The sequence below is a fragment of the Ignavibacteria bacterium genome, from assembly GCA_041649015.1.
Classification (GTDB): domain Bacteria; phylum Bacteroidota; class Ignavibacteria; order Tepidaquicellales; family Tepidaquicellaceae; genus CAIKZJ01.
In genome coordinates, this window is sequence record JBAZNU010000004.1 from 266,836 (window position 1) to 292,575 (window position 25,740).

The window sequence follows — 25,740 nt, forward strand, 5'->3', positions numbered from 1 at the left end:
CGAAAAATACTATTTCAGAAATAGCATTAAAGGTTTTACGTCTTATTGTTGGTTTGGTATTATTAGAGTTATCTTAAGTAAGAATAATATTTTAAGAAAGAAAATTTACAGACACATTTTCAAATGATAAATTACAAAACAATAATTATGAATATTCTGCTTCAAAGCTGGACATGGTTCCCTTCAGGAGGTGATTTCACATACGTAAACAGTATGGAAAATTTATACAAAAATAAGGGACATAATGTGATAGCCTTCTCTAGTAAAGATACTAAAAATATATATACAGAATATTCAGACTTCTTTATTGAGAAATTTGATACTAAATCAAGAAATCCTTTTAAGCTATTCAAAAATATAACGTCTGCTGGAGAAAAATTGGAGAAGTTAATCCTTTCGAATAATATCGATGTAGCCCATCTTAATAATCTTAATCATTATCTGACGAATGAATTCCTGAGAATATTAAAAAAATACAGCATTCCTACAATTATTACTTTACATGATTTCAAATTTATTTGCTCGCTTACATCTTTATTTAGAGAAGGAAAAATCTGCGAAGAATGTTTTGGCGGAAAATTTTACAAATGCACTGTGAATAAATGTAAGGGCGGGAAACTCATACCTAGCGTTCAATCATCCATACAGAATTATTATTATAATCTTAAAAAAATATACGATAGAATAAATTACTTTATATGTCCCTCAGATTTTATTCGCAATGTTTTTATTAAGAATGGATTTGATAAAAATAAACTAATTACTATCAACCATTTTTATGACAAGTCAATTATTGATGATGTTAACCGAATCTCGCATGAACCTATTAGCACAAAACAATATATTTCTTATCTCGGTAGAATAATAGTCGGTAAAGGTATCAGAACCCTTGTGGAAGCTGTAGCCGGTTTACCGGAAGTAAACCTTATTGTTATTGGTTATGGTACAATGCTTGAAGAATTAAAAGAATTCTGCGAACTTAATAAAATAAGAAATATCGAATTTACAGGGAATAAAGAGCGCATTGAAGCTTTAAATATCGTAAAGCATTCAAAATTTCTTGTAGTACCTTCAACTGCTTATGAAGTCTATCCATATACTGTTATAGAAGGTATGCTCCTTGGTAAACCGGTTATAGGCTCTGATTTTGCAGCCTTCCCGGAAGTAATTGAAAATAACGTGAACGGTTTCCTTTTTGAACCGGGTTCGGTTTCTGAATTAAAAAAGATTATCCGAAATCTGTATGATGATAGTGAAAGTATTAATAGGTTAGGTTCAAACGCATTAAGTGAAGGAGTTAAATTTACTGACCAGGATTCTTATTATGAAAAAGTTGAAAGTGTTTTCAGAAAACTTCGATTAAAATAATTCATCACAAATATCTGTATCTGCCGTCAATAACAAATCTGTCTTCTCTTTGGCATAAATGATGAACACCTATTAGACCCTTTCTGAAAACTGGTCGGATTGTTGTTATTAATTCTTCTTCATATTCGTCTAATGTTAATTTCTTTATAATTGATAAATTTAAACCGTATCCATAACTTCCGTAAAAATTGTTATATTGAGAAGGCCTGATTATTTGGTTACCATTCATAAAAATGGTTCCTCCATTTCTTCCGTATCTGCAATCTATAACAACAGGGTTATTTCTATGAGGGATAATTTTGTTAAGTCTAAGTGAATCAATTTGATAAATATATAACTCTGAATTATTGTCAGTGACGGGTAGAATACTTTTATTCACAAATAACCATAATTTATTTTCTGAGTCCGTAAAAAAAGTTGGATCTGTTATATACTCACCCTCAAAACCGGTAGTATAAAGTTCCCACTTTGTTGGAAAGTCAATCGACTTGTATATTTCTAGTCTTTTATTTTGATTCGATTCAGGTGTCATAAAAATCCCTTCATTATTCTCAAAGATAAAGGGATATGATAAATGATAATTGCCTGTTAGTATGTTTTCTGTATCCGATATTTTATCATTTTCTAATTTACCACACGATATAATCCCTTTTTTCTTACCGTATTCATAATTCTCGTATAGTAAATATTCTACACCTTTATGCTTAAATATAAAAGGATCAGCCCAGAATTCATTCTTAGAGGGCTTTATTTTCGTAGTATTTTCTAATTTAGTATTAAACACACTTCCGGCAGATGTAAAAACTGCCCAACATTTTGGCCTTTTACCAATCATTAATGCTAAACTATCAATCTTTCTTTCTACTGCATTTCTAAACAATTTTGTATAGAATAACAACATGTATTTTATTACTTGCAGCAGATTGGGCATTCCACTAAAGTGAGCAATATTCTCTTCGGACTCTCTGTATTCAACTGTTTTATACTTACTTAATAAGTTTAAGTTTTTTAAATACAAATTAACGGAATATTCATAAACAAGATTACGGGATCTGGTGTAACTATAATCATTTATATAATAACCTCTTTCGATTACAATTTCTTTGCATTGATCTTTAGTTAATCTTGTTAAAGTTGCCCCGACGCATGTTTGATGAGAGAAAATCTCCCAAAATCCTATTGGAGAATTTTTTATTATTCTGTTGTCAGAATGGATTAATTCCCAGATACCATACCTTGCTGAATTAATAATGTCACCTTTTATCTCTGCAAATTCGTGTTTTAGAATAAGGTCAAGATTATACTCTTTAATTTTATCTGAATCTTCTTTACTAAATTCATCCGTAACTCCATTTCTTCGGGGACATAATGTTATTGATTCTATTCGGCTTAAGTAATTTATTATTTCCTCCTTATTTACTGAAACAGATTCATGAAATAATTTATTCTCAATTTTTGATTGCAACTTAAATAAAAAACCGCTTAATCTTTTGTCTGAAGTATACGATGTATTGTTTATACCTTCATGTTTATTGATTCTCCCGTCTTTTATTATTAATGAAATTGTGTACGATGGACTAATCATTAGTTCATTTATAATCCGTAATTCCCAGTTTCTTAAAAGACTAAACTCTCTGCATAATATGCCGATTTTCATTTCAAATAATTTTATTTAGTTGATGCATGCAATTCAATTTAATATATATTAAAAATATTTATAGTTAGAAAAATATGGTAATATGAAATAAATATAGTTTTCTTAAAGCCATATTTTGCAAATGTAGTGTATACAAATAAAAATTGATATATCAATTGCTTATTTAAATTTCAAATTGATAAGAACTATTTGAAATAAAAAGAATTGTTAGTTATCTTAATTTAGACTTAACTTGGAATAATATTTATATCATGTACAGTGTACGATGATATTTGATGAATTATCGGTATTATTATGTAGTTTATACTAATATTTGTATTCTAAGTAAAAATGTTGTTTTTTTAAAAAGGCGTTGCAGTATTACCAAATTATTCGTATGTTTGTGTAAGTACAAATTTTAATACCTTTGCAGTTAATCGTGATTTTAGTCTGTATTCATACTTGTAAACATATCAGTAAAAACTGAATGAAAAGTATTGTATTAATATTGTTTTTATCTGTGTTTTCAGCAGTTTCAATTGCTCAGTTTAAAGGTATGTCTGATGAAGAATTGAATAGAGTTATGTCTGATACAGCATACATTAACAAATTGTATGCAGTTGTTTTGCAAAAAAATCCATCAAATAGAATTTATGAAAGCAAGATTAGAATAGCCGAAGATGAAGTTAGTATTCAAAAATGGTCTTGGCTGAATTTCCTTGGTATTTCATTTACGTATTATCCTGGATTTCTGAACCCAACTCAGGAAAACACAAATAGTATTATAGATTATCGTGTTGGACTTGGGGTATACTTGAATTTCGGTTCTCTCTTCAACGTTCCAAGAACAATATCCCAAGCCAAAGAAAAACTTAAAATTGAGGAGTATAACCTCGAAGGACAAAAGAATTTTCTGAAGGCAGAAACAATTAGAAGATTTGCTGCTTATATAACTTCAATAAAAATGTTGAAAATTAAATCACAGGCAGTTAACGACGCTTCTGAAACGAGTTATATGTCAAGGATAAGATTTGATAAAGGTGAAGAAACTCTCGAAAATTATAACAGTAGCTTAAGTGCCTTAACTTATACTCTCGTCGAAAAAGCCAAGGGTGAGGCTGAAATTGTGTCTGCAAAGGCTAGCCTAGAGGAATTTCTTGGTACAACATTAGAGGAAATAAAATAATATGGATCTAATTAATTTTATTAGAGTTCTGGCTAAAAGAAAATTAATTCTTATTATCGTTCCTGTTATTACAATTATTATCTCATACTTTCTTACGAAAAATCTTCCAAATATTTATTCTTCTGAAGCTCAAATTACTGCTGGAATCACAGATGGTTCAAATGTAGATTTCTCTTCAAAGGAAAATGCGGAGAAAGAATCTGTTATCGAACAAAAATTCAGTAATTTGATCGAATTAATGAAATCCAAAAAAATTCTCGATTTGGTTTCGTACAGATTAATTCTTCATGACCTGACTTCAGATAAACCCTTCAGAACTTTAAGTAAATTAATTCTTGAAATTTCTCCTGATGGTAGACAATATGCGATAAATACTTTTACTCTGAAATTGGATTCTGTCAAAGCCTTGAATTATGAATTTGAAAGTGAACGCGGTTTGCTGAAAGTCCTTGAAAGTATGAAATATGACGAAGATGAACTATCTGGAAAAATTAAAATTTCTCGGGTTGAAAATAGCGATTATATTAGTATTAAATCAGAAAGTGAGAATCCGGACTTATCTGCGTTCATCGTTAATGTCCTATGCGAAGAATTTATTAAATACTATAAGGGTAGTTTTAAACTCAAACAATATGAATCACTGGATTTCTGGACAAAAATTGTTGACCAAAAGAAAAAGGAACTTGATGATAAAATAATTGTGCTGAAAGATTACAAAATCAAGAATAGGGTTATTAATCTTTATGAACAAACTAAATCAATCGACAATCAGATTGCCGGGATGGAAGTTGTTAGGGAAGAAGTTAATAAAACTGTTCCCGGTTACAAAGCTGCTCTAAGGGATATTAATTCTCGACTTTCAGATTCAGAAAAAAGTTTTTTTGAGTATGGATTATCTTCCACAAATAAAGATATTGTCCTTCTAAAAGAAAAACTAAAATACCTGAATGATAGGCTTATCGTTAGTGGTTTGGAAGACAGCAGGATTCAGGATTCTATCATTAGAACCAGACTTTTGCTCGAAAGTAAAATTAAAGAAGCTTCAAATGAGTATTTGGTTAATCCAAACGCACCAAAGCAAGAACTGGTTATGAGGAAACTTACATATGAAATTGATTTAGAGGTCGCTGAAAATCAGGTCAAATCCATAGATAAAGATATTGAAAGACTTAGAAGAAAATTCGATGTTTATACTCCGCTCGAAGGTACTATTCAGGCTTATGAACGGGATGTAGATGTAGCTTCCAAGGTGTATCTCGATGTTTTAGGAAAGCTGAACGAAGCAAACCTCAGCACTAATCTCGATACAAAATTGGTTCAATCTCAAGTAGGAATTCCAAGCCCTCCGATTCCCTCTAAAAAAATGATGATTATTATATTATCTGGATTGATAAGTTTTGTTCTCTGTGTGGTTGTAATTTTTGTTCTCGAATACATTGATCTGACTATAAAAACCCCGAAGAAATTTAGGCAAATTACCGGACTAAATGTCTTAGGCTATTTGAATTACTTAAAAGATAAAACCTTAAACCTTAAACATATTTTCTCTGCTTCAGATACTTCAGTCGAAAATGAAACTTTTAAACATCTTTTGAGAAATTTAAGGTGCGAAATTGACAGTAAGATGAACAGTAAAAAAGTTTTACTTTTTACTAGCACTTCTGAAAAAGATGGCAAATCTTTCTGCATTATTTCACTTGCCTATTCATTGGCTTTGATCGGAAAAAAAGTCCTTTTAGTCGATAGTAATTTCAGAAACAATACTATATCACGTAATTTTCAATCCGAACCAAAATTGAAAGAATTTTTTCAAGGAACAATCTCAGGTAAAGAAGCAGTTACTGTTTCTTCATTAAAAGGTATTGATACAATTGGATGTAACATCAGTTTTGATTCACCGTTTGAAGTTGCGGGTAGGAGTTTAAATGCAGGTGTTTTTAATGTGTTAAAAGTGCATTATGATTATGTATTTATCGAAGGTCCATCCTTGAATCGTTATTCAGGCTCAAAAGAACTGGAAGCAGTGTCTGAGAAGATTATATGCGTATTCTCTGCAACAAAAGTTCTTGAAGAACCCGATAAGCTTTCAGTCGATTATTTGAAAGGATTGAGTGATAAATTTATCGGGGCAATACTGAATAATCTTACTCTGGATAATCTTGAACAGATATATGGCGAAATGGACAAACAAAGAAGCGGAACCAGAATTTTTGTTAAGAGAATTTTGAAAAGAAGACTAACCAGCGATAAAAGTAACAGAAAAGAAAAAGAAATCATTAAGTAATTTATTTTATTTATTTTTGTTCTCTTAATTTATTAGTATTTTACAACTTACTATACGGATTTACTGTTTGTTGTTAAAATATTTTAATCGTCATTTTTGGTGTAGTATGGGGCATGATACGATTTAATAACCCCATTAATTAAAATTTATTTATCATGCAGTACTTTGAGCTTATTTGTTTTGTTTTTCAATTTTTATTCACTATTCATCTCGCCTTCCCGCTAGTGCTCTTACTCTTGTATTTATTCTCATCTTCTAAAAAGTTTATTAAAGCTTCTAAAGAATACGATTTCGCTGCAATCATTACTGCATACAAAGAAACAGAAATAATAATCCCGCTGGTTGATTCTTTACAGAAACAGAATTATAATAACTACATAATATATATTGTTGCCGATGAATGTAACACTGAATTATTAAACTATAGCAATGATAATATTGTTTTATTAAAACCCGTATCCAAAATTGGTTCAAAAGTTAAATCCATTGATTTTGCTGTTAAGAATTTTGTAAGGAAACACGATGCTTTAATTATTTTTGACTCAGATAATTTAGCTCACCCTGATTTCTTGCATAATGTTAATACTTTATTTAATGCGGGTTTCAAAGCTGTTCAGGGTGAGAGAAAAGCAAAAAACCTTGAAACCTCTTATGCGTGTCTTGATGAAGCAAGGGACATCTATTATAATTTTTATGATAGATTAGTGATGTTTAATATTGGTTCGTCGTCTTCACTTGCGGGGTCCGGTATGGCTTTTGACGTAAAATTATACAATGACTGTCTGAATCCGGAAAATATTGTTGGTGGATTTGATAAAATTCTTCAGGCAAACATCGTATCGTCAGGACATAGAATTGCATACGCTAACAATGCCGTAATATATGATGAAAAAGTAAGTAAATCTGCTCAGCTTGAAAAACAGAGAACTCGTTGGATTAATTCATGGTTTAAGTATTTTATTCTTGGATTTGGAATTTTCTTCCGTGGCATCTTTTCTCTTGATTTCAATAAGACCTTATTCGGATTTTTACTTCTAAGACCTCCTTTGTTTATCTTTATACTGCCTTCTGTTCTTATACTTGCTGTCAATTATTTTGTGTCATTATATATGTTTTACACAGTAATAATTTTCTTTGCTGTTTTCGTAATCACATTTTTATCGTCTCTTGTATTACATAAAACTGATGCAAGAATTTGGAAATCTTTATTCTCAATCCCCTTGTTTGTGTACCGACAGGTTATATCATTATTTCATTTGAAAAAAGCTAATAAACAATTCTTAGAGACGGAACACACTCATCTTGTTTATATTGAAGATGTTTTGGAGGATATAAAATGAAAAACCTGGATATTGTGATCGTTGGCTTGCAGTCATGGGACCTTGATATTGGTAGCAACTGTAAGAATATTGCTCTCGAGTTTTCCAAAAACAACAGAGTCTTATACGTAAATTCACCTTTAGACAGAAGCACTGCTCTTAAAAGGAAAAATTCTCCCGAAGTTCAAAAAAGATTGAAAATAATAAAAGGGAAAGAGGATTGTATAATTAGGATAAATGACAACATGTGGAATTTCTATCCTAAAACAATTCTTGAATCAATAAGCCAATTAAAACCTGATGTTCTATTTCACTTGTTTAATAAAGTTAACAACAAGAGATTTGCCCGGCAGATAAAATATGCGATTGAGAAACTAAATTTTTCTGATTATATTATTTTTAATGATGGTGATATGTATAGAAGCTTTTACCTTAAAGAGCTTTTAAAACCTCGTTTATACATATATTACAGTCGTGATTTCTTTTCTGCAGTAAGTTATTGGAAGGCACACGGCAAGAAAATGGAAAGCGAACTTATGAAGAAATCAGATTTGGTTGTTTCTAACTCTACTTACCTCGCTGAAATTGGAAGTAGATACAATGATTATTCTTATTATGTAGGTCAAGGATGCGATATTTCACAATTTAACGAGTCTTTGGTTGATTTTGTACCTGAAGATATCTCAAATATTAAAAAACCGGTAATTGGCTATGTCGGTGCTTTGTATTCATTAAGGTTAGATATTAATTTATTATATTTTATTGCAGAGTCCATGCCCGATTGGTCTTTAGTCTTGGTCGGTCCGGAGGATGCGGAATTTAAAAAAAGTTTATTGCATAAACTGGATAATGTACACTTCTTAGGACCGAAAAATCCAGATGACCTTCCGGCTTACGTGAAGGCATTTGATGTCTGCATTAATCCTCAAATATTAAACGAGGTTACAATAGGAAATTATCCCCGTAAGATAGATGAATACCTCGCTATGGGAAAACCCGTTGTCGCCACAAAAACAAAAGCAATGTCAATCTTTTCCGATTATACTTTCCAGCCCGAATCGAAAGAAGGTTATATAGAAGCAATTTCAAAAGCATTATTACAAATTAATGATGCCGAAGAAACCAAAAGAATTCAGCAAAGAAAAGATTTTGCTGCCTCTCATACTTGGGAAAATAATGTAAATGAAATCTATAATTCGATAAATAAAGTTATAAATAAATGAGCTTATCTGAAAAAATAAAATCATCCCCGAAATTAAAGAAATTATCCTTGCGGTTGTTAACCCCCAAGAATCAAGCAAGACCTCGGGTTTGGGTTAAATGGTTTTTAAATCCGTTCAAACATAAACGCGGTAAGGGTTCTAAAATAAGGAGAAGAACACGTATTGACGTTCTTCCTTTTAATAATTTCTCTCTTGGATCATTTTCTACAATTGAAGATTTTTCAACCATTAATAATGGTGTTGGAGAAGTAATTATTGGCGACAGGTCACGTATAGGAATGAGTAATGTTATTATCGGACCGGTTTATATCGGTAATGATGTTATTCTCGCTCAGAATGTAGTGATGTCAGGATTAAACCATGGTTATGAAGATGTAGATATTGCACCTAAATACCAGAAAGTTACAACATCACCAATACATATTGAAGATGAGGTCTGGATCGGTGCTAATGTCTCTATTGTCGCTGGAGTTACTATAGGAAAGCACTCTGTAATTGCAGCAGGTAGCGTTGTAACAAAAAATGTCCCACCATTCTCCATAGCTGTTGGTAATCCTGCAAGAATTATTAAACATTACAACTTTGAAAGTAAACAGTGGGAAAAAATTAATTAAAGAGAATGGAAGATAACAAAGAAAATGATTTAAGTGAAAAGGATAAAAAGCTGGAAAAGTTTGTGATAGCTTTTTGTTTTCTTACATGTTTCGGTATTTTTATGAAAATTGTATTCTTTTAAATATGAATGCTTGTGATGTTTCCGTTATAATCGTAAGTTGGAATACAAAAAATTTGCTGAAAGATTGTATTAATTCGGTTATTAAAGAAACCACAAAATATTCCTATGATATCTGGGTCGTTGATAATAATTCTCCGGATAATTCAGCCGATATGGTAGGAAAAGAATTTCCTGATGTTAATTTGATCGCAAATTCTGATAATAAAGGATTTTCTGCCGCAAATAATCAAGCTTTGAGAGTTGCTGCTGGAAAGAATCTGTTGTTGTTAAATCCCGATACTCTTATTAAAGATAATGCAATAGATAAAATGCTTGATTATATCTATTCACATAATGTTGGAATTGTTACTTGTAAACTTCTGAATACCGATGGATCACTTCAGAAATCAGTTTCAGGTTTCTATTCTCTTTGGAAAACTTTTATTGATAATAGACTGGTTGCTGAAATTCTTCAAAATGTAAAATTATCCAAAGCAAAAATTTATTCTGCTTGGGACCATAACTCATTAAGAGAGATTGACTGGGCAAGAGGTGCTGTCTTATTATTTTCAAGAGAAGTGATGAATAAAATTGGATTGCTTGATGAAAGATATTTTATTTATGGAGAGGAAATTGACTTCTATTATCGGGCAAGAAAGAATAATATTAAAGCTGTCTTCCTTCCCGATGTTGAAATAATACACCACGGTAAATCCAGTTCACGGCAAAAGAAATCCGAAATGTTTATTCAGAATTATAAAAGTCTTTATATATTTCTCAAAAAGAATTATCCGTTTTATTCATACTATATCTATCGGATAAGGGTAGTGTTTTATTGTATTATTTGGATATTGCGGTTTTCAATAGGCTCCTTGATAAAGAAAATACTTCGAAAAGATTCTACAGGCGATATTACTCAGCTAAGAATTTATTTGAAAACATTTATTTGGCATTTCAGCAAAGAAAGTTTAATATATTAATTTATGCCTGAAAACAGAGAATTTATATTAAACTTAAAAGGAGATTGTGAAAATAAAAATATTCTTCAGAGATTTGTCGCATTACTGAAATATAATATAATTCAGGAAAAACTGAATAATCCTCTTGGTTATGCATTGTTTCTTCTGATTTCCGCAGGGCTTGCATATATCACATATAAGAAGGGATTTACTGTAGGTGCAGTTATTGTCGCTATGCTAATCGGTGTACCGTTCATTTTCTCTTGTATGTTTAATTTGCGAATTGGAGTTGCTGTTATTCTTGTCGTATCATATTTCCTGATTGGCGCTATTAGGCTGATAGATTTTCCTTTGGGTGTTTTTAATGACCTTTTAATAGCTACTATGTCATTTGGGCTGCTTATTAAACAAATAAATGAAAGAAATTGGGATTTTGTCAAGAATCCAATTAGTAAAATTATTGCAATATGGATAATTTACAATTTGCTTCAGATTGCTAATCCATCTGCTGAATCTAGATTAGCTTGGGTTTATACTATTCGTGGCATGGCAGGTACAATGATTATGTTCTATCTTGTAATGTATTCGATAAACAGTGAGAAATATATTATTTTTATTTTGAAACTTTGGCTTTTCTTAAGTTTTTTAGCTGCTTTGTATGGTCTTTCACAGGAATACATCGGTTTCACTAATTACGATTATAATTGGATTTATGAAGAAGAAAAAAGAGTGAAACTGCTTTTTGTTATGGGACGTATGAGAAAGTTCTCGTTTCTGGCAAGCCCGCCTGTGTTTGGTTTTATCATGGCTTATACGGGTTTGATGTGCATAATTTTATCCACCGGACCTTTCAGTAAATTTGTAAAAGGGATTTTGATAACTTCAGCTTTCCTTATGTTTCTGGGTATGGTTTATTCTGGAACAAGAGCAGCATATGCTGTTTTGCCGGCAGGTCTGATTTTTTATGCAATTTTAACTTTTAGAAAGAAAATTCTCTTAGGTGTAGCTGTCTTACTTTTTATTGGAGTTATTATTGTTTTAATTCCGTCAAGTAACCCGAATATAGTAAGAATTCAAACTGCCTTTAAACCCAGTAATGACTTGTCATATCAGGTCAGAGTAGAGAACCAGAAATTTATTCAGCCGTTTATTCAATCACATCCGTTAGGTGGGGGACTGGGCAGTACTGGTGTATGGGGTGAAAGATTTTCTCCAAACTCCCGTTTGGCAACATTCCCTCCAGACAGCGGATATATGAGAATTGCTGTCGAGCTCGGGTGGGTTGGACTTCTAATTTACTGTCTGATGCTTTCTATTGTCTTTTACAAAGGTATTAAAGATTATTTCAGAATCCGAAGTCCTAAACTTAAAGTAATATCAGGAGCATTACTTACCTCAATTTATGTACTCACTGTTGCTAATTTTCCTCAGGAAGCAATCGGACAAATTCCTACAAGCCTTTTCTTTTTCACGGCTATTGCTATGATTAGTAAAGCCCGGCAGTTTGATAATGCTGGTTGACTAAAAATAAATTTATTTAATTAATAGCCTAAACTATCAAATTCTATATCAAATCGTTCTTGATAACAATAATAATCATCTGAAATCGAACAATTATTGACCTTTTTATCATAGGTTAAGACTAAATAGGTTTAGTAGATTTTTCCTAAATGTACAATAAATCATAATTTAACTTCAAATTTCTTGTTTCTATTCATTAAAGTCACTTTTTTATGTATGCCTGCGATATGCCTGCGATATGTCTGCGATATGCCTGCGATATTTATTCATCTCAATAGAAATCAATAAATACACACATCTCCCCTTTTCAGTCATTTAAACCTCTGAAATATCAGGTGATTATAGAGGAAGGCTTACTTATGAATTTATAATCAAGAAATTACCTACATTTTGAAATGTTCGATGTCAAATTTGTGTATAGATTAATTTTAAGAAGAGAAGAAGTTCTGAAAATAAAATATTGTATTGTTACAGATTGGATTTAAGATGTCTTAAATTGTTTACAAGTATAAAAATACCACTAACTGTTATAATAGAGGCTATTACGTCCATTAAAGTAATACCGTCATCTCTTGTGAAATAAAATATTGTAAACATTTCGAAATTTTGCGGTGCTGGTAGTATTATCATTCCTAAACCGAGAATTATGAATAGTACACCGAGAATGCTTAATATAAGAATTTTATGCTTTTCTTTCTTTAAATATCTAAATGCATCTTCACTATTTAAATCACTCGATGATAACAAAAATTCAAACTCATTTATCATTTTGTCTCTGGAAATATCATCATCATTTGCAACATCTTTGAATTTTCCAAATTTATTCTTTAATGACTGGTTCTTAATGCTGTTTTCAATTCTATATAAATATTCCTGAGCCTTATCACTGTCTAATTCACTTTTTTCCAAAAGCTCAATTAGTTCGTTCAGTTTTTCATCAAGCGGTTCCTTGCTCTTAAAATTTAATCTATCGAACTCAGCAATACTTCTCTCAATCTCATTATTGTCTTTAAGATCATCGTTATCTCTCAATTCTCTTGCCACTATCCTATATTTTACCTAATACTTTCATAAAATGGTTATATGTAATCTTAAGACCTTCAGCTCTGTCAACCCTCGGACTCCACTTAAGTATTTCCTTTGCCTTTGTTATATCCGGCTGTCTTTGTTTGGGATCATCAGTAGGTAACTCTTTATAAACAATTTTCTGATTCGTTCCTGTTAGTTTTATTATTTCTTCAGCAAATTGCTTAATAGTAATTTCGTTCGGATTTCCAATATTAACTGGAAATACATAATCGCTTAAAAGCAGTCTGTAAATACCCTCAATCAAATCCGATACAAAACAGAACGATCTGGTCTGGCTTCCATCCCCAAATACCGTTATATCATGTCCTTCAATTGCCTGTTTCATGAATGCTGGCAACGCTCTTCCGTCATCTAACCTCATTCTCGGACCATAAGTGTTAAAGATTCTAACTATTCTTGTATCAATTCCATGAAATGTGTGATAAGCCATCGTAATTGCTTCCATGAATCTTTTTGCTTCATCATAGACTCCTCTTGGACCGATAGGATTTACACTTCCCCAATAATCCTCTGTTTGAGGATGTACGTCAGGATCTCCGTAAATCTCTGATGTTGATGCAATTAAAAATCTGGACTTCTTTTCCTTTGCGAGACCAAGCAGATTATGCGTACCGAGTGACCCTACTTTAAGAGTCTGTATTGGCATTTTCAAATAATCAATGGGACTTGCAGGCGATGCAAAATGAAGAATGTAATCAAGTTTCCCCGGTATGTGTACAAATTTTGTCACATCATAAAAATAAAATTCAAAATTCTTTAATGGAAATAAATGTTCAATGTTATTCAATGTCCCTGTGCTAAGATTGTCCATTGCTATTACATGACATCCTTCTTTAATGAAACGATCACACAAATGTGAACCGAGAAATCCGGCTCCACCCGTTATTAGTACTTTTTTCCCTTCTAAGTCCATAATCTGTTACGTTTTATATTTAATACTATTTCTCAATTTAATGTATTTATTTTTTAAAGTCTTTACAGAAAACTATGCATCTTGTTCATTATCCGTATCCAATTGTATGATCTTTTTATTCCCAAAATGAAATATTCAAATCACTACTTACCCTTAATGTACTCCAACAATCTGCTGCTCTGAGCTTTTACTCTGTTTTTAAAAGCTTTTGCAAGACTTCCGTCCTTTAATAACCTTCTAGTACCTGTCCATGCACGGGCTTTCTCAGATTTCACTCTCTTTATTCTGCCGAATTCACTTATCCTCATAGCCATCATACCATCTTCACTCGCTTGTACGTAATCAGTACTACCCTTTATATTCTCACCTTTTCTTGATTTTTCCATCCTGAAACCGTCTATATTTCTGCCGAGTTCAGTTATAAATCCAAAGTTGAAACCAAGTACATTAATATATTCATGCCCCTTTTTTCTCAAAAAGAATAATATCTCAGATATTGATTCATATATTGCAAGACCGAATCTTTTCGTATTCTCAGGCGGTATAAATGAGTATTTACCGTATACGCATACAACGTTTTCTTCTTTTAATACTTCAACCATCGCATCAACCCATGTAGGAGGATAAAAAGTATCAGCATCTGCACATAGATGATATTTACCCCTGGCAGCTTTTAGACCTGCCGACCTCGCATGTGCAATCCCTTGTTCTTTTTCGAATACTGAACGCACACCTAAAAAGTCTATTACACCCTGAGTATCATCTGTTGAATTGTTATTTACCAAAATCAGTTCACAATTGTAATTTGTTCTTATTTCAGAAATGGAAGATAAAGTTCTCAGTATATTATTCTCTTCGTTCCAGACTGGAATAACTATTGAAACATCAGGTGATTCTGATTTTAGTTTGCTTAATCCTTCTTTAATTCTGTTAATCTTATCTTGAGATACATCATTTATTTTACTGTAAGTAAATAAATGATTTTTTAACCATGAAGGTAAAAAGAATCTGCCCATTTTCAACCCTTTGATTTTTTAAAACGTTCTTTTAAAATTTGTAAACCGTCTGCATAAAATCGGTAAGCATATATAAACGTATTGAATGGATTTATTTTTAATAGCTTGTACAATATTACATGAGAAATGACAACAGCAATAAAGAGTGACAAGAGCAATCCGATTGCAGCACCGAAAACTCCGTAATGCGTTAATGCGAAGTACATTATAGTAATTGTAATAACAAAATTAACTATTACCGTATAAAAATTGATATTTGGTTTTCCTATCGCGTCTAAAAATGAACCTGATTGTCTGTCGAATGGTTTTAATAAACTCAGAAATATGACTATTCTCAGAAGAGGAACCGCATCAAGATAAGATTTTCCGGCAATTATTAAAATTATTTGTTCTGCAAATATAAAACATAATGCTACAAATGGTACTGCCATTGCCAGCATAAGCCCAATTGACCTTTCATACAAGTATTTCACCGCCTGCTTTCCGTCCTTCTCTATTCTTTCTGCGCTCTTCGGAAATACTATTGATGATATTGAAAAAAGCGGTACATCTATTAAATTTAATACACGAGTCGAAGTGTTAAAAGTAGCAACCTCAGATGTGTTCAAAATTCCTCCGATTAAAAACTTGTCCATACTGTTAGCTACAGTTGACGTAATGGTCGTTCCAAACACAAATTTACTGAATCGAAATAATTTTTTTACCCATTCGCGGTCTACCTTTGTCGAAATAGTGAAATATTTTCTGACTAAAAAATAAGATAAAATTGCAGCAAGTAATGCAAATAATATTTGTAAACCCGCTAGCTGGTACAGATTTACATTTATAGAAAATATATAAATAAGCAGGATCGAAATAAAAAAACCCACGTTATTCAGGAATTGGGAATAAAAAATGTTCTTGAAATTAAATTTTGACTGCATTATAACTATTGACTGTGTGAACGGCATGTAAATTAACATCAATATTGCATATAGATATAGCAAATACTGCAAATTCTCTGAAGCCCAGATTTTACTCAGCAAACCTCCAAAAGATAGTAGTAATAACATTGATATCACTGTTGTTACGGCGTTTAGAAAAAACGAAGCATTGAGTATTTTTTGGTATTCCTCACCGCTGGCAGCAACAGAATATTTTACGAAAGCATTCTGTACAAAAGCATATCTTGTGAAATCGAGTAAACCTCCCACAGTAACGTAAAGTACCCAGACACCGAGGTCCTCTTTTGGTAGTATTCTAACCAGAATCAGAAATGTACCAAACCCTGCAAGAAAATCAGTAATCCTGTTTAGAAGCATAAAGATGCCTGATTTCATCCAATATGAATCTTTTACAAAACCCATTCCTTTTTATATATATTCAAATAAATCTCTTCAATAGTTTTAATCATTTTATGTAGTTCAAAATCTCGTTCAACACTTATCCTTCCGTTTGATTCACATTTCTTTCTTAGTTTTTCGTCATTATGAAATGATATTATTGCTTCCGATAATGCTTGAGGATTCTCAAATGGAACAAGTAAACCGTTTTCCCCGTTTCGAATCACTTCCTTTGTACCGTCTGCCGGTGTAGCAATTACTGCTTTTCTCATTCCCATTGCTTCTATCAGTCCAATCGGTAGCCCTTCCCATAAAGAAGGTAATACATATATGTCAATAGTATTTAAAACAGAAGGAACATCTTGCATAAATTTGTGAAACCTTATCATTGTTTCATCCAAGCCTAATTCTTTCGCAAGTTTTATCGCATCTTCTTTTAAATCTCCGTCTCCTATCATTAAAAAATACACTTCATTCGATTTTTTTGCAGTTATCGCTGCTGCTTTTATTACAGTGAAAGGATCTTTTTGTTTTGTCATTCTTACAATAAAAGCAGCTGTTGTTTTTCCGGCTGGAATACCTAATTCTTCCTTAAGGTCTGGATAGTTTTTGTCTGGATTAAATTTATCAAGGTTAATACCATTATGAACCAATTTATACCGTTTCATTCCACAATATTTAATGCCTTCACGCATATTAGCTTCAGATACAACGATTGTTAAGTCAGTCCTTTTTATTAAAAACCTTTCTGATATTATTCTTAGCTTTTTTACTAAAAAGTTCTGATCCGGATGAAATGACCAGCCATGAACCGTGTAAATAATCGGTACTTTTCTCTTTTCTGCAATATAATAAGTATTTGAAAGTGCACGCGTCCCATGAGCATGGATTAGGTCAAACTTTTCATTATCAAAAATTTCACCAACCTTACCTCTTACTCCTTTATCAAATGGTTTTTCGGTGTGAACCACGTATGTTTTAATATTGGCACTTCTCAGCTTTTCAACCATCGGACCGTCTGTGAAAGACAATATTACAGGTTCAAATACTTCTTTATTCAAATTCAGAACAAGATCCAAAACATGCGACTCACCTCCGCCAATGTTTCCTTGGCGTATTGTTTCAAGTATCTTTATCTTGTTTTTGGGAGAAACTATGTTGGGCATAGTAGATTTTAATTAATCATAATTTAAGAGAATTTTATCAAATATCATATACATTAATTGGAATACAACATATGAGATTTTTTTGTTGTATAATTAAGATTTAGTTTGTTTACTATTTGGTTTTTTAATCAATTATATTTATATTTACAAATCCTTTATTGTAAAAATTTTCATTCTTTAAGGATTTATATACTTGAAATATATAATAGAATAACATAAACTTACTAATATTTTATAACATCAAATTTTTCGATGATGAAAAGTTTAGAAGTTAGAAGAAGCTTTGCTGCGTCCCCGGATCCCAAAGCAGCTGTCTTAAAGTTAGAAAAGGAATTGATGATTAGCAATGAACAGTTCAGCTTTTTGTTCTGTTCAGCTAATTATAATCTTGAAATACTCGGTACTGAATTAAAAAATGCATTTGGTAATAATGTGATATGCTGCACAACATCGGGGGAAATATCATCTGAAGGTTATTCAAATGATAGTATTGTAGGTGCAAGTATTTCTTCCAAAAATATGAAGTTCCATAAGTATTTTATTCCCGATGTAGCTGATTTTGATTCGGTTTCTGCAAGAGAATTACACTCCACCTTTTTAAAAGATCTTGAGAATTCAAGTTTGCATAAAGCGAAATACATTGGTATTGTGATTATTGATGGATTATCAATGAAAGAAGATAATATTATCGCTATTCTTTCAAAAACCTTTGAAAATGTAGAAATTGTAGGAGGCTCTTCCGGTGATGATTTAAGGTTCGATAAAACCTATATTTACAATGACGGAGAATTTCTCACCAACTCAGCAGTTTTCTTAATCATAGAAACCGAAGTTCCTTATATTGCATTTAACACTCAGCACTTCGAACCTGTCGATCAAAAACTCGTTATTACAGATGCTGATCCTTCCAATAGAATTGTGTATGAAATAAACGGTGAAAAAGCCGCAATTGAATATGCTAAAATTCTTGGTATTGAAGTTAATGATCTTAATCCTCAGTTTTTTGCGAGATATCCTGTCATGCTCAATATTGGTGGGAATTGGTATATTCGTTCAATCGCAAAAGTGAATGATGATTTTAGTCTGACATTTTTTTGTGCCATAGATTCTGGTTTAGTTTTAACTATTGCAAAAGGTAATGATATAATCCAAAATTTAAAAAATAAATTATTTGAAATCCACTCGCAGATAGGGGAAATAAGCTTGATTCTGGTGTTCGATTGTATTCTAAGAAGATTGGAAGTTGAACAAAAAAATTTATCCAAAGAAATGAACAAAATATTCTCAAAAGAAAATATCATTGGTTTCAATTCGTATGGAGAACAATGCAATTTTGTCCACGTTAATCAAACCCTGACAGGAGTAGCTTTCGGTAAGTAATATTTAATTTTAAGTATATGGCGAATAAATATAATGTTGAAGAGCTCCATAATAAAATAGATGAGCTGGAAAAAGAACTTCTAAAGTCGAGAAAAATTCAAAAAGCCTTGATGTTGAAAGTTGAGAAAAGTATAGAATTGTCTGGTAACGATTTTTCTCTTTTCGAAGCTAATGTGCACCTGCAGGAAATTGTCAAACTTAAAACTAAAGAACTCGTTCTTGCGAATGAACTCCTAAGAAAAGAGATAAACGAAAATAAACGGACCGCTGAACTGCTTAAAATTAGTGAAGAACGTATTAGACTTATATTGGATAATGTACAGGCTGGTATTATGATTATTGACCCCGCTACCCATATTATTGTTGACGTTAACACTACTGCTTTGCAAATGATGGAAAGAGATAGGAATCAGATTGTAGGTTTAACCTGTCACAATTTTGTATGTCCTGCAGATGAGGGAAAATGTCCTATAACTGACTTGGGTTGCATTATCGAAAGAGAGGAAAGGGCACTCATACTTCCGACAGGTAAAAAACTAGATATTCTAAAATCTGTTAATAAAATCAGTATCGACGGTAAAGATATGTTAATAGAAAGTTTTGTCGATATTACGCAGAGAATGATTGCCGAAGATGCACTTAAGAAAAGCGAACAGAGAAACCGTGCATTACTCGATGCAATTCCTGACCTTGTTTTTAATATTAATTCAGATGGAATAATTGTCGATTACCATACTTCAAACCGTAATCAGTTAATGGTTCCGCCCGAGAAATTTCTTGGTAACCATTTCCGGTATATATTACCCGAAAATCTTGTAAAGGGTTTTGAGGACACTATAAACTTATCGAAAAAGACCAACAGCCTTGAATCATTCGAATACCATTTGGATACGCTGGGTAATTCCAAATACTATGAAGCCAGAATAAAAGAGTTTGTCGAAAATCAAATTCTTGTACTTATTCGTGATTTTACTGAACAAAAATTGGCGGAACAACGTTTAGAATCTCTGAATTTAATGCATTCTTTAATTAATGAAATATCCTCGTCGCTTATAAAATCTTCAGATGATATTGATTCGAGTATTAACCTTTCTCTAAAAAAACTTTGTGAATTTACAAAGGTTGATAGGGTTTATATCTTTGATTTTAATCATGACTTAAAGTTGATGAGCAACACTTATGAGTGGTGTAATGAAGGTATCACATCTGAAATAGATAACTTACAGGATTTGCATTATGATCAGATTCCAAGATGGATAGAAAGTTTTCGAAAGAATGAGCATGTGTATATTCCTAAAGTATCAGAAATATCAGATGAGTTTAAAGCAGAAAAGGATTTGCTCGAACCTCAGGGAATTATATCTTTGATAGCTGTTCCTATGTATTACAGTGATATACTTCTGGGTTTTATTGGATTTGATTCCGTTCACTCAGTAAAAGTTTGGGATGAAGCTGATATCAATTTGCTAAAACTTACAGGCGAAATTATCGCCGGTGCTATTTTCAGGCATAAGTTTGAAGTTGAGTTGATTAAACAGAAATCAATCGCTGATGCTGCAAATAAAGCAAAGAGTGAATTTATTGCAAATATGAGTCATGAAATAAGAACTCCTATGAACGCGATACTTGGATTTTCGGAAATACTGTTTAATACTTCCACTGATCAGTCGTCTAAAAGCTACCTTAAAACTATTTTAAACAGCGGTAGAACATTGCTTTCTTTGATTAACGATATTTTAGACCTTTCAAAAATTGAAGCCGGTAAGCTTGAATTGCATTCTGAATCTGTCAATCTCAGGGATATATTATCTGATTTGAGTCATATTTTCTCGCAAAAACTTGAAGAGAAAAGGTTAAAATTGATTTTTGATTTTCCTGAAGAGTTTCCCAAATATCTCTTTTTGGATGAAGTCAGAATCAGACAGGTGTTTTTGAATCTGGTAGGTAATTCAATTAAATTCACTAGCAACGGATACGTTAAAGTATCTTCGCAAATGGATAAGTGCGACGTCGCAAATAATATGTATGATATTTCTATTTCAGTTGAAGACACCGGAATTGGTATCTCAGAAAATGATCAGAATGCTATTTTTGATTCTTTCAGGCAAGCCGCAGGTATTAGTGCTAAACATTTCGGAGGAACAGGTTTGGGACTCGCAATCTCAAAAAGACTTATCGAAATGATGAACGGTACTATTTCAGTTAAAAGCGAAATAGGTGTCGGTAGTGTCTTTACCGTAAAACTCAAAAACATTAAAAGCGTTAAAGGAGAAAAAAAGAAAAAAGGAGTAATTGACTGGGATAAAGAGAAATTGAATTTCGGAAATGCAAGGGTGTTGATCGTTGATGATATTCAGCAAAATATTGATATTGTTAAAATATATCTTGCTGATGCAGGTGTAGTTTTTGGCGAAATTAATTCTGCAGAGAAGATTGAGGATTTCGTTAAAGTTTTTAAACCCGACATTATTCTTATGGACCTGAGAATGCCTGAAGTTAGCGGATATGAAGCTAATGCTATCATCAAAATGAACCCGGATTTTTCCAAAATTCCGGTTATTGCTTTTACTGCTTCCTCTATGCAAAGTGATGAAGCAAAAATTGTCAGAGAATTTGAAGGATTCCTCAGAAAACCAATACTTAAAAATGAACTGATAAAAGAATTAATGAAATTTCTAAAATACTCTAAGGTCTCTGAAGATGAAACCGACAACAAAGATCATTTAAAAAGATTAATCTTGAGTAATTTGCCAAAAGAAACTATCTTAAAACATGCTGAAATAGTTTCTGATTCTTTAAGTGAGAGAAGCCAGAATTTACTGGAATACATGGATTTTGATGAAATCGGGAATTTTATTAACGACTTTAAATCAATCTGTTCCGATAACCATATTAATATGTTTGATAAATATATCGAAAGTCTGCGAAATGATTACAACAATTTTGATATAAATTCTTTAAAACAAAATCTCAATTCTTTGCCTCTGTTATTAAGAAATCTCAAATCAAAATATAATGAATAATGATTAGTAATAATTTGCACAAATATTCAATATTAATAGTCGATGATCAACCGCAGAATATACAGCTTATAGGTACACTTCTTAGGAATCATTACAATCTTTATGTTGCCGATAGCGGTGAAAAAGCAATAAAAATTGCATTAGATAAGAAACCTGATTTAATTTTGCTTGATATTATGATGCCGGTTCTGTCAGGTTTTGAAGTATGTGAGATTTTGAAATCTGATTCTGAAACAGTGGGAATACCAATAATTTTCCTCACGGCAAAAAATGAATCAGATGATATCGTAACGGGTTTTTCGCTCGGTGCTGTTGATTACATAACTAAACCTTTTAAAAGTGAAGAAGTATTGATTCGCGTTTCCACTCACCTGAAACTCAAAGAAGCAGTCGATGAACTTAAAAGACGCAACTATGAAAAAGATAGATTCTTCTCAATAATAGCTCATGACCTGAATAATCCCTTTAACGGATTCATCGCTCTTACTGCTATGGTGCGTGATAAAATAGAAAAGTTTTCTCCCGAAGAGTTGAAGAATTTTATGGACATGATGAACTCCTCTGCAAATCAATTGCATAAACTTCTTAAAAATTTACTCGAATGGGCAAGGCTACAAATGGGTAATATTAAGTTTAAACCTTCATACAACAATTTTTTCAACTGTGTTGAAAAAGCTTTCTATTATCTTAGAAATAATCTCGATGAAAAGAAAATACATACTGTTATCGATATTCCAGGAGACTTGGGATTTGTTTATGATGTTGATATGCTTGAAACTGTTTTAAGAAACTTGATTAGCAACGCTATTAAGTTTACAAACACTGGCGGTAATATTCATGTCAGCTCTGAAATTAGAGATGGTGAAGTGATAATTTCTATAAAGGATTCAGGAATCGGTATGTCTGAATCTTTAAAAAGTAAAATATTTAAACTATCTGAATCTGTCTCCCGAAAGGGGACATCGGGAGAGGAAAGCACTGGACTGGGGCTCATTCTTTGCAAAGACCTTGTAGAAATGAATAACGGTAAAATATGGTTTGAATCTGAAATAGACAAGGGATCTACTTTCTTTGTATCTTTTCCCTATGTTTCGAAGTAAATACTTGTTGATTGTATTTCACTTCCTTATTAAGATAATATGTCTGGAATTTGAATATTTCTTTAATTATAATTACTCACTTTTTATTATGTTTTCGCATAAATCCAGTAATTGCTTTGAACTAAACGGCTTTCCAAGATAATGTGTACACCCTCCTTCAAGAAACTCTTCTTTATCCCCATATCGTGTATAAGCCGTCAGGGCTACAATCGGTATTGCTTCATGTCCTTTTAATTTTCTGATTTCTTTTACTGTCTGTATTCCATCTATCCCTTTCCCCAAATTTATATCCATTAAAATAATGTCATAAAATTTATTCTTTACCCTTTCAATTGCTTCATACCCGTTAACTGCTGAATCAGTGTCGTAATGCTTCTTCAATACTGATACAGTAAAAAGAAGATTGTCTTCATCATTCTCTACTATTAATATTTCCCCTTTTTTTGTTTAGAGGTTATCTGGGGCGATATCTTTAATTCCTCTTTATATTCTATATTATCTTTTTTGTTCGGTTCTTCTTTATTTGTAAGCGGAATGGTTACCGTAAATGTTGAGCCTTTTCCAATTTCGCTTTCAACCTCAATGCTTCCCTTCATCAATTCTATAAATCTTTTTGCTATGGATAATCCTAAACCCGTTCCTTCGAAATTCCTTCCGTACCCTTCGCTTTCCTGTCTGAACGGTTCAAATATTATTTTCTGTTTCTCTTTTACTATTCCTATACCCGTATCTTTAACCTTGAATACCATATTCTCGATATTAGCGTCAAGTGTAAGTGTAATACCTCCTTTTTTCGTGTATACAATAGCATTCTTCAACAAATTGTTTAATACATGCATTAAAAATCTCTCGTCAATATGAGCCGTTAGTTTGTTAACTAATATTTCTTTTTGGATGTATAATTCTTTACTTTTTGCCATCACTTCGAATCTATTCACAACATTATTTACAATATTAATAATATTAACTTCTTTATACAGAGCAGTCACACTCTCTGCTTCAAGTTTTGAGAAATTTAATAACAGGTCAAGTGTTTCCAGCAGCCTTTTTCCGCTTTTCTCTATCACATTTACACAGTGTAGCTGTTCTTTATCATTAATATCATCCTTTAGTATCTCAGTAAATCCAAGTATTCCGTTTAAAGGGGTTCTTATTTCATGGCTCATGTTTGCTAGAAAGCTTGATTTAACTCTGCTCGCTTCTTCTGCCTTCTCCTTTGCTTCTATTAGTTGAATCTCTGCTGCTTTTCTTATTGATATATCCTCGAGTACACCGTCAACCCATAGTAAATTACCGTCATTATCAAACCTTCCCTTTGCTGCGACGTTTACCCAGATTAATTTTTTTGTATAATTGTACATCTGCATCTCAATATTCTTTACTTCTCTGTTTTCTTTTACTGCTGTCAAGAAATCTTTTCGTACTTTTGGATCTGGGTAAAAATCCCATGCTGAGATTTTCGACATTTCTTCGGATAATTCTATATCTGTATTATAATATCCCATTATTTTTAAAAATGCAGGATTTACTTGAAGTAACTTTCCGCTGGGCTCTACTTGATAAACACCTACTGCAAGATTTTCAATTAGAGTTCTGTATTTATATTCGCTCTCGATTAATGCTTTTTGTGCTTTCTCTTTTTCTATATTCAAATCTCTTGTTCTTAATGCTGATTTAACCGCAGGATAAATCCTGTGTATTTGCTCTTTAAGTACATAGTCATCCGCACCCGCTTTTATGCAATCAACAGCGGTTATTTCGTCTATCGATCCCGTTACAATTATAAATGGAACCATTGGGGCTGTTTCCATTCTTATCCTGAGAGCTGTCAGTCCGTCAAATACCGGCATTGTATAATCCGATAAAATAATGTCCGGATTAATTTCTATTAAAGCTTTCCTGTATTCATTTTCAGTATCAACAACGTGTATACTGAATTTCATACTGTTTTTTGAGAATTCTTTTTCAAGCAGTTTTACATCATTAATGTTATCTTCAGCTAATAGTATCTTAATTGTGTCGTCCATAAATTAAACTTTTGAGGTTTATATTATATTTTTCTATACTGGTGGCTCATTCATCAATACCCAGTATAATCCTAAATTTGAAACCGCATCCAGAAACTTTTCAAAATCTAAAGGTTTTACAACATAGCTGTTAACTCCTAATTTATAACATTCTTCAATGTCTCTGCTTTCCTTTGATGAAGTAAGCACTACTACCGGTATCCTCTTCGTAATATCTTCTGACTTTATTTTTCTGAGTACCTCAATTCCGTCAACAAGCGGAAGTTTTAAATCTAAAAAAATCACTTTTGGCACTACCTTGAAATTTCTGTCTGAGTACACGCCCTGTGCAAATAAAAAATCTAATGCCGCTGCACCGTCTTTAATGACTGTTACCTTGTTGGCAAGGTTGTGTTTCTGAAGTGCTTTCAACGTCAATTTAACGTCGCTTGGATTGTCTTCAATCAAGAGTATTTCTACTGGTGTGGAATTCATAATCTATTTCTGATTTTAT

General features: G+C 32.1%; 20 protein-coding genes. 11 read left to right on the forward strand and 9 right to left on the reverse strand.

Annotated features, from left to right (window positions below):
- Positions 1-147 precede the first annotated feature (147 nt).
- Positions 148-1,368, forward strand: a complete 1,221-nt coding sequence (locus tag WC644_08920) for a glycosyltransferase family 4 protein (GenBank protein MFA5012057.1) — start codon at positions 148-150, stop codon at positions 1,366-1,368.
- A gap of 4 nt (positions 1,369-1,372) precedes the next feature.
- Here WC644_08920 and WC644_08925 read toward each other — a convergent pair whose 3' ends face one another.
- Positions 1,373-3,025 carry a hypothetical protein gene (locus WC644_08925; protein ID MFA5012058.1) on the reverse strand — a complete coding sequence of 551 codons (1,653 nt, stop codon included), beginning with the start codon at positions 3,023-3,025 and terminating at the stop codon, positions 1,373-1,375.
- A gap of 466 nt (positions 3,026-3,491) precedes the next feature.
- Here WC644_08925 and WC644_08930 point away from each other — a divergent pair, with 466 nt between their 5' ends.
- The 7 genes from WC644_08930 (at position 3,492) to WC644_08960 (ending at position 12,211) form a co-directional block, all read left to right on the forward strand.
- Complete coding sequence (locus WC644_08930; GenBank protein MFA5012059.1) at positions 3,492-4,190, forward strand: TolC family protein; 699 nt, start codon at positions 3,492-3,494, stop codon at positions 4,188-4,190.
- A 1-nt stretch (position 4,191) separates the two neighbouring features.
- On the forward strand, positions 4,192-6,474 hold the full coding sequence (locus WC644_08935) for a Wzz/FepE/Etk N-terminal domain-containing protein (protein MFA5012060.1): 2,283 nt from the start codon (positions 4,192-4,194) through the stop codon (positions 6,472-6,474).
- A 155-nt stretch (positions 6,475-6,629) separates the two neighbouring features.
- Positions 6,630-7,814, forward strand: a complete 1,185-nt coding sequence (locus WC644_08940; GenBank protein ID MFA5012061.1) for a glycosyltransferase — start codon at positions 6,630-6,632, stop codon at positions 7,812-7,814.
- Positions 7,811-9,016, forward strand: a complete 1,206-nt coding sequence (locus WC644_08945) for a glycosyltransferase (GenBank protein ID MFA5012062.1) — start codon at positions 7,811-7,813, stop codon at positions 9,014-9,016. Before WC644_08940 ends, WC644_08945 begins: the two co-directional genes overlap by 4 nt.
- Complete coding sequence (locus tag WC644_08950; protein ID MFA5012063.1) at positions 9,013-9,630, forward strand: DapH/DapD/GlmU-related protein; 618 nt, start codon at positions 9,013-9,015, stop codon at positions 9,628-9,630. The genes WC644_08945 and WC644_08950 overlap by 4 nt, the downstream gene beginning before the upstream one ends.
- A 124-nt stretch (positions 9,631-9,754) precedes the next feature.
- Entirely contained in the window at positions 9,755-10,711 is a 957-nt protein-coding gene (locus tag WC644_08955; GenBank protein MFA5012064.1) for a glycosyltransferase family 2 protein, read from the forward strand.
- A gap of 3 nt (positions 10,712-10,714) precedes the next feature.
- Positions 10,715-12,211 (forward strand): O-antigen ligase family protein, encoded by a 1,497-nt coding sequence (locus WC644_08960; GenBank protein ID MFA5012065.1) that lies wholly within the window; start codon positions 10,715-10,717, stop codon positions 12,209-12,211.
- A 468-nt stretch (positions 12,212-12,679) separates the two neighbouring features.
- Here WC644_08960 and WC644_08965 read toward each other — a convergent pair whose 3' ends face one another.
- From WC644_08965 to WC644_08985, 5 genes are all read right to left on the reverse strand, one after another.
- A complete protein-coding gene (locus tag WC644_08965) occupies positions 12,680-13,255 on the reverse strand; it encodes a hypothetical protein (protein ID MFA5012066.1) in 576 nt (191 codons plus the stop codon).
- A 4-nt stretch (positions 13,256-13,259) separates the two neighbouring features.
- On the reverse strand, positions 13,260-14,213 hold the full coding sequence (locus tag WC644_08970) for a UDP-glucuronic acid decarboxylase family protein (GenBank protein MFA5012067.1): 954 nt from the start codon (positions 14,211-14,213) through the stop codon (positions 13,260-13,262).
- A 143-nt stretch (positions 14,214-14,356) separates the two neighbouring features.
- On the reverse strand, positions 14,357-15,229 hold the full coding sequence (locus WC644_08975; protein MFA5012068.1) for a glycosyltransferase family 2 protein: 873 nt from the start codon (positions 15,227-15,229) through the stop codon (positions 14,357-14,359).
- 2 nt (positions 15,230-15,231) lie between these two features.
- Positions 15,232-16,575 carry an oligosaccharide flippase family protein gene (locus tag WC644_08980; GenBank protein ID MFA5012069.1) on the reverse strand — a complete coding sequence of 448 codons (1,344 nt, stop codon included), beginning with the start codon at positions 16,573-16,575 and terminating at the stop codon, positions 15,232-15,234.
- Positions 16,563-17,717: a glycosyltransferase family 4 protein gene (locus tag WC644_08985; protein MFA5012070.1), complete on the reverse strand. Its 1,155-nt coding sequence runs from the start codon at positions 17,715-17,717 to the stop codon at positions 16,563-16,565. Before WC644_08985 ends, WC644_08980 begins: the two co-directional genes overlap by 13 nt.
- Before the next feature lie 252 nt (positions 17,718-17,969).
- Between WC644_08985 and WC644_08990 the strand changes: the two genes are divergently transcribed.
- The 3 genes from WC644_08990 to WC644_09000 are packed head-to-tail and all read left to right on the forward strand — an operon-like array spanning position 17,970 to position 23,220.
- Positions 17,970-19,097: an FIST N-terminal domain-containing protein gene (locus WC644_08990; GenBank protein ID MFA5012071.1), complete on the forward strand. Its 1,128-nt coding sequence runs from the start codon at positions 17,970-17,972 to the stop codon at positions 19,095-19,097.
- Between the two features lie 17 nt (positions 19,098-19,114).
- Entirely contained in the window at positions 19,115-22,120 is a 3,006-nt protein-coding gene (locus WC644_08995) for an ATP-binding protein (protein ID MFA5012072.1), read from the forward strand.
- A complete protein-coding gene (locus WC644_09000; GenBank protein ID MFA5012073.1) occupies positions 22,120-23,220 on the forward strand; it encodes a hybrid sensor histidine kinase/response regulator in 1,101 nt (366 codons plus the stop codon). The genes WC644_08995 and WC644_09000 overlap by 1 nt, the downstream gene beginning before the upstream one ends.
- Before the next feature lie 72 nt (positions 23,221-23,292).
- On the opposite strand, the gene WC644_09005 is transcribed toward WC644_09000, so the two are convergent.
- Genes WC644_09005 through WC644_09015 form a run of 3 tightly spaced genes read right to left on the reverse strand, consistent with a single transcriptional unit; the run spans position 23,293 to position 25,721 of the window.
- Positions 23,293-23,601 carry a response regulator gene (locus WC644_09005; GenBank protein ID MFA5012074.1) on the reverse strand — a complete coding sequence of 103 codons (309 nt, stop codon included), beginning with the start codon at positions 23,599-23,601 and terminating at the stop codon, positions 23,293-23,295.
- A gap of 44 nt (positions 23,602-23,645) precedes the next feature.
- Positions 23,646-25,247, reverse strand: a complete 1,602-nt coding sequence (locus tag WC644_09010; protein MFA5012075.1) for an ATP-binding protein — start codon at positions 25,245-25,247, stop codon at positions 23,646-23,648.
- Positions 25,248-25,280: 33 nt separating this feature from the next.
- Positions 25,281-25,721, reverse strand: coding sequence for a response regulator (locus tag WC644_09015; protein MFA5012076.1), 441 nt, complete (start codon positions 25,719-25,721; stop codon positions 25,281-25,283).
- Between the last annotated feature and the right edge of the window lie 19 nt (positions 25,722-25,740).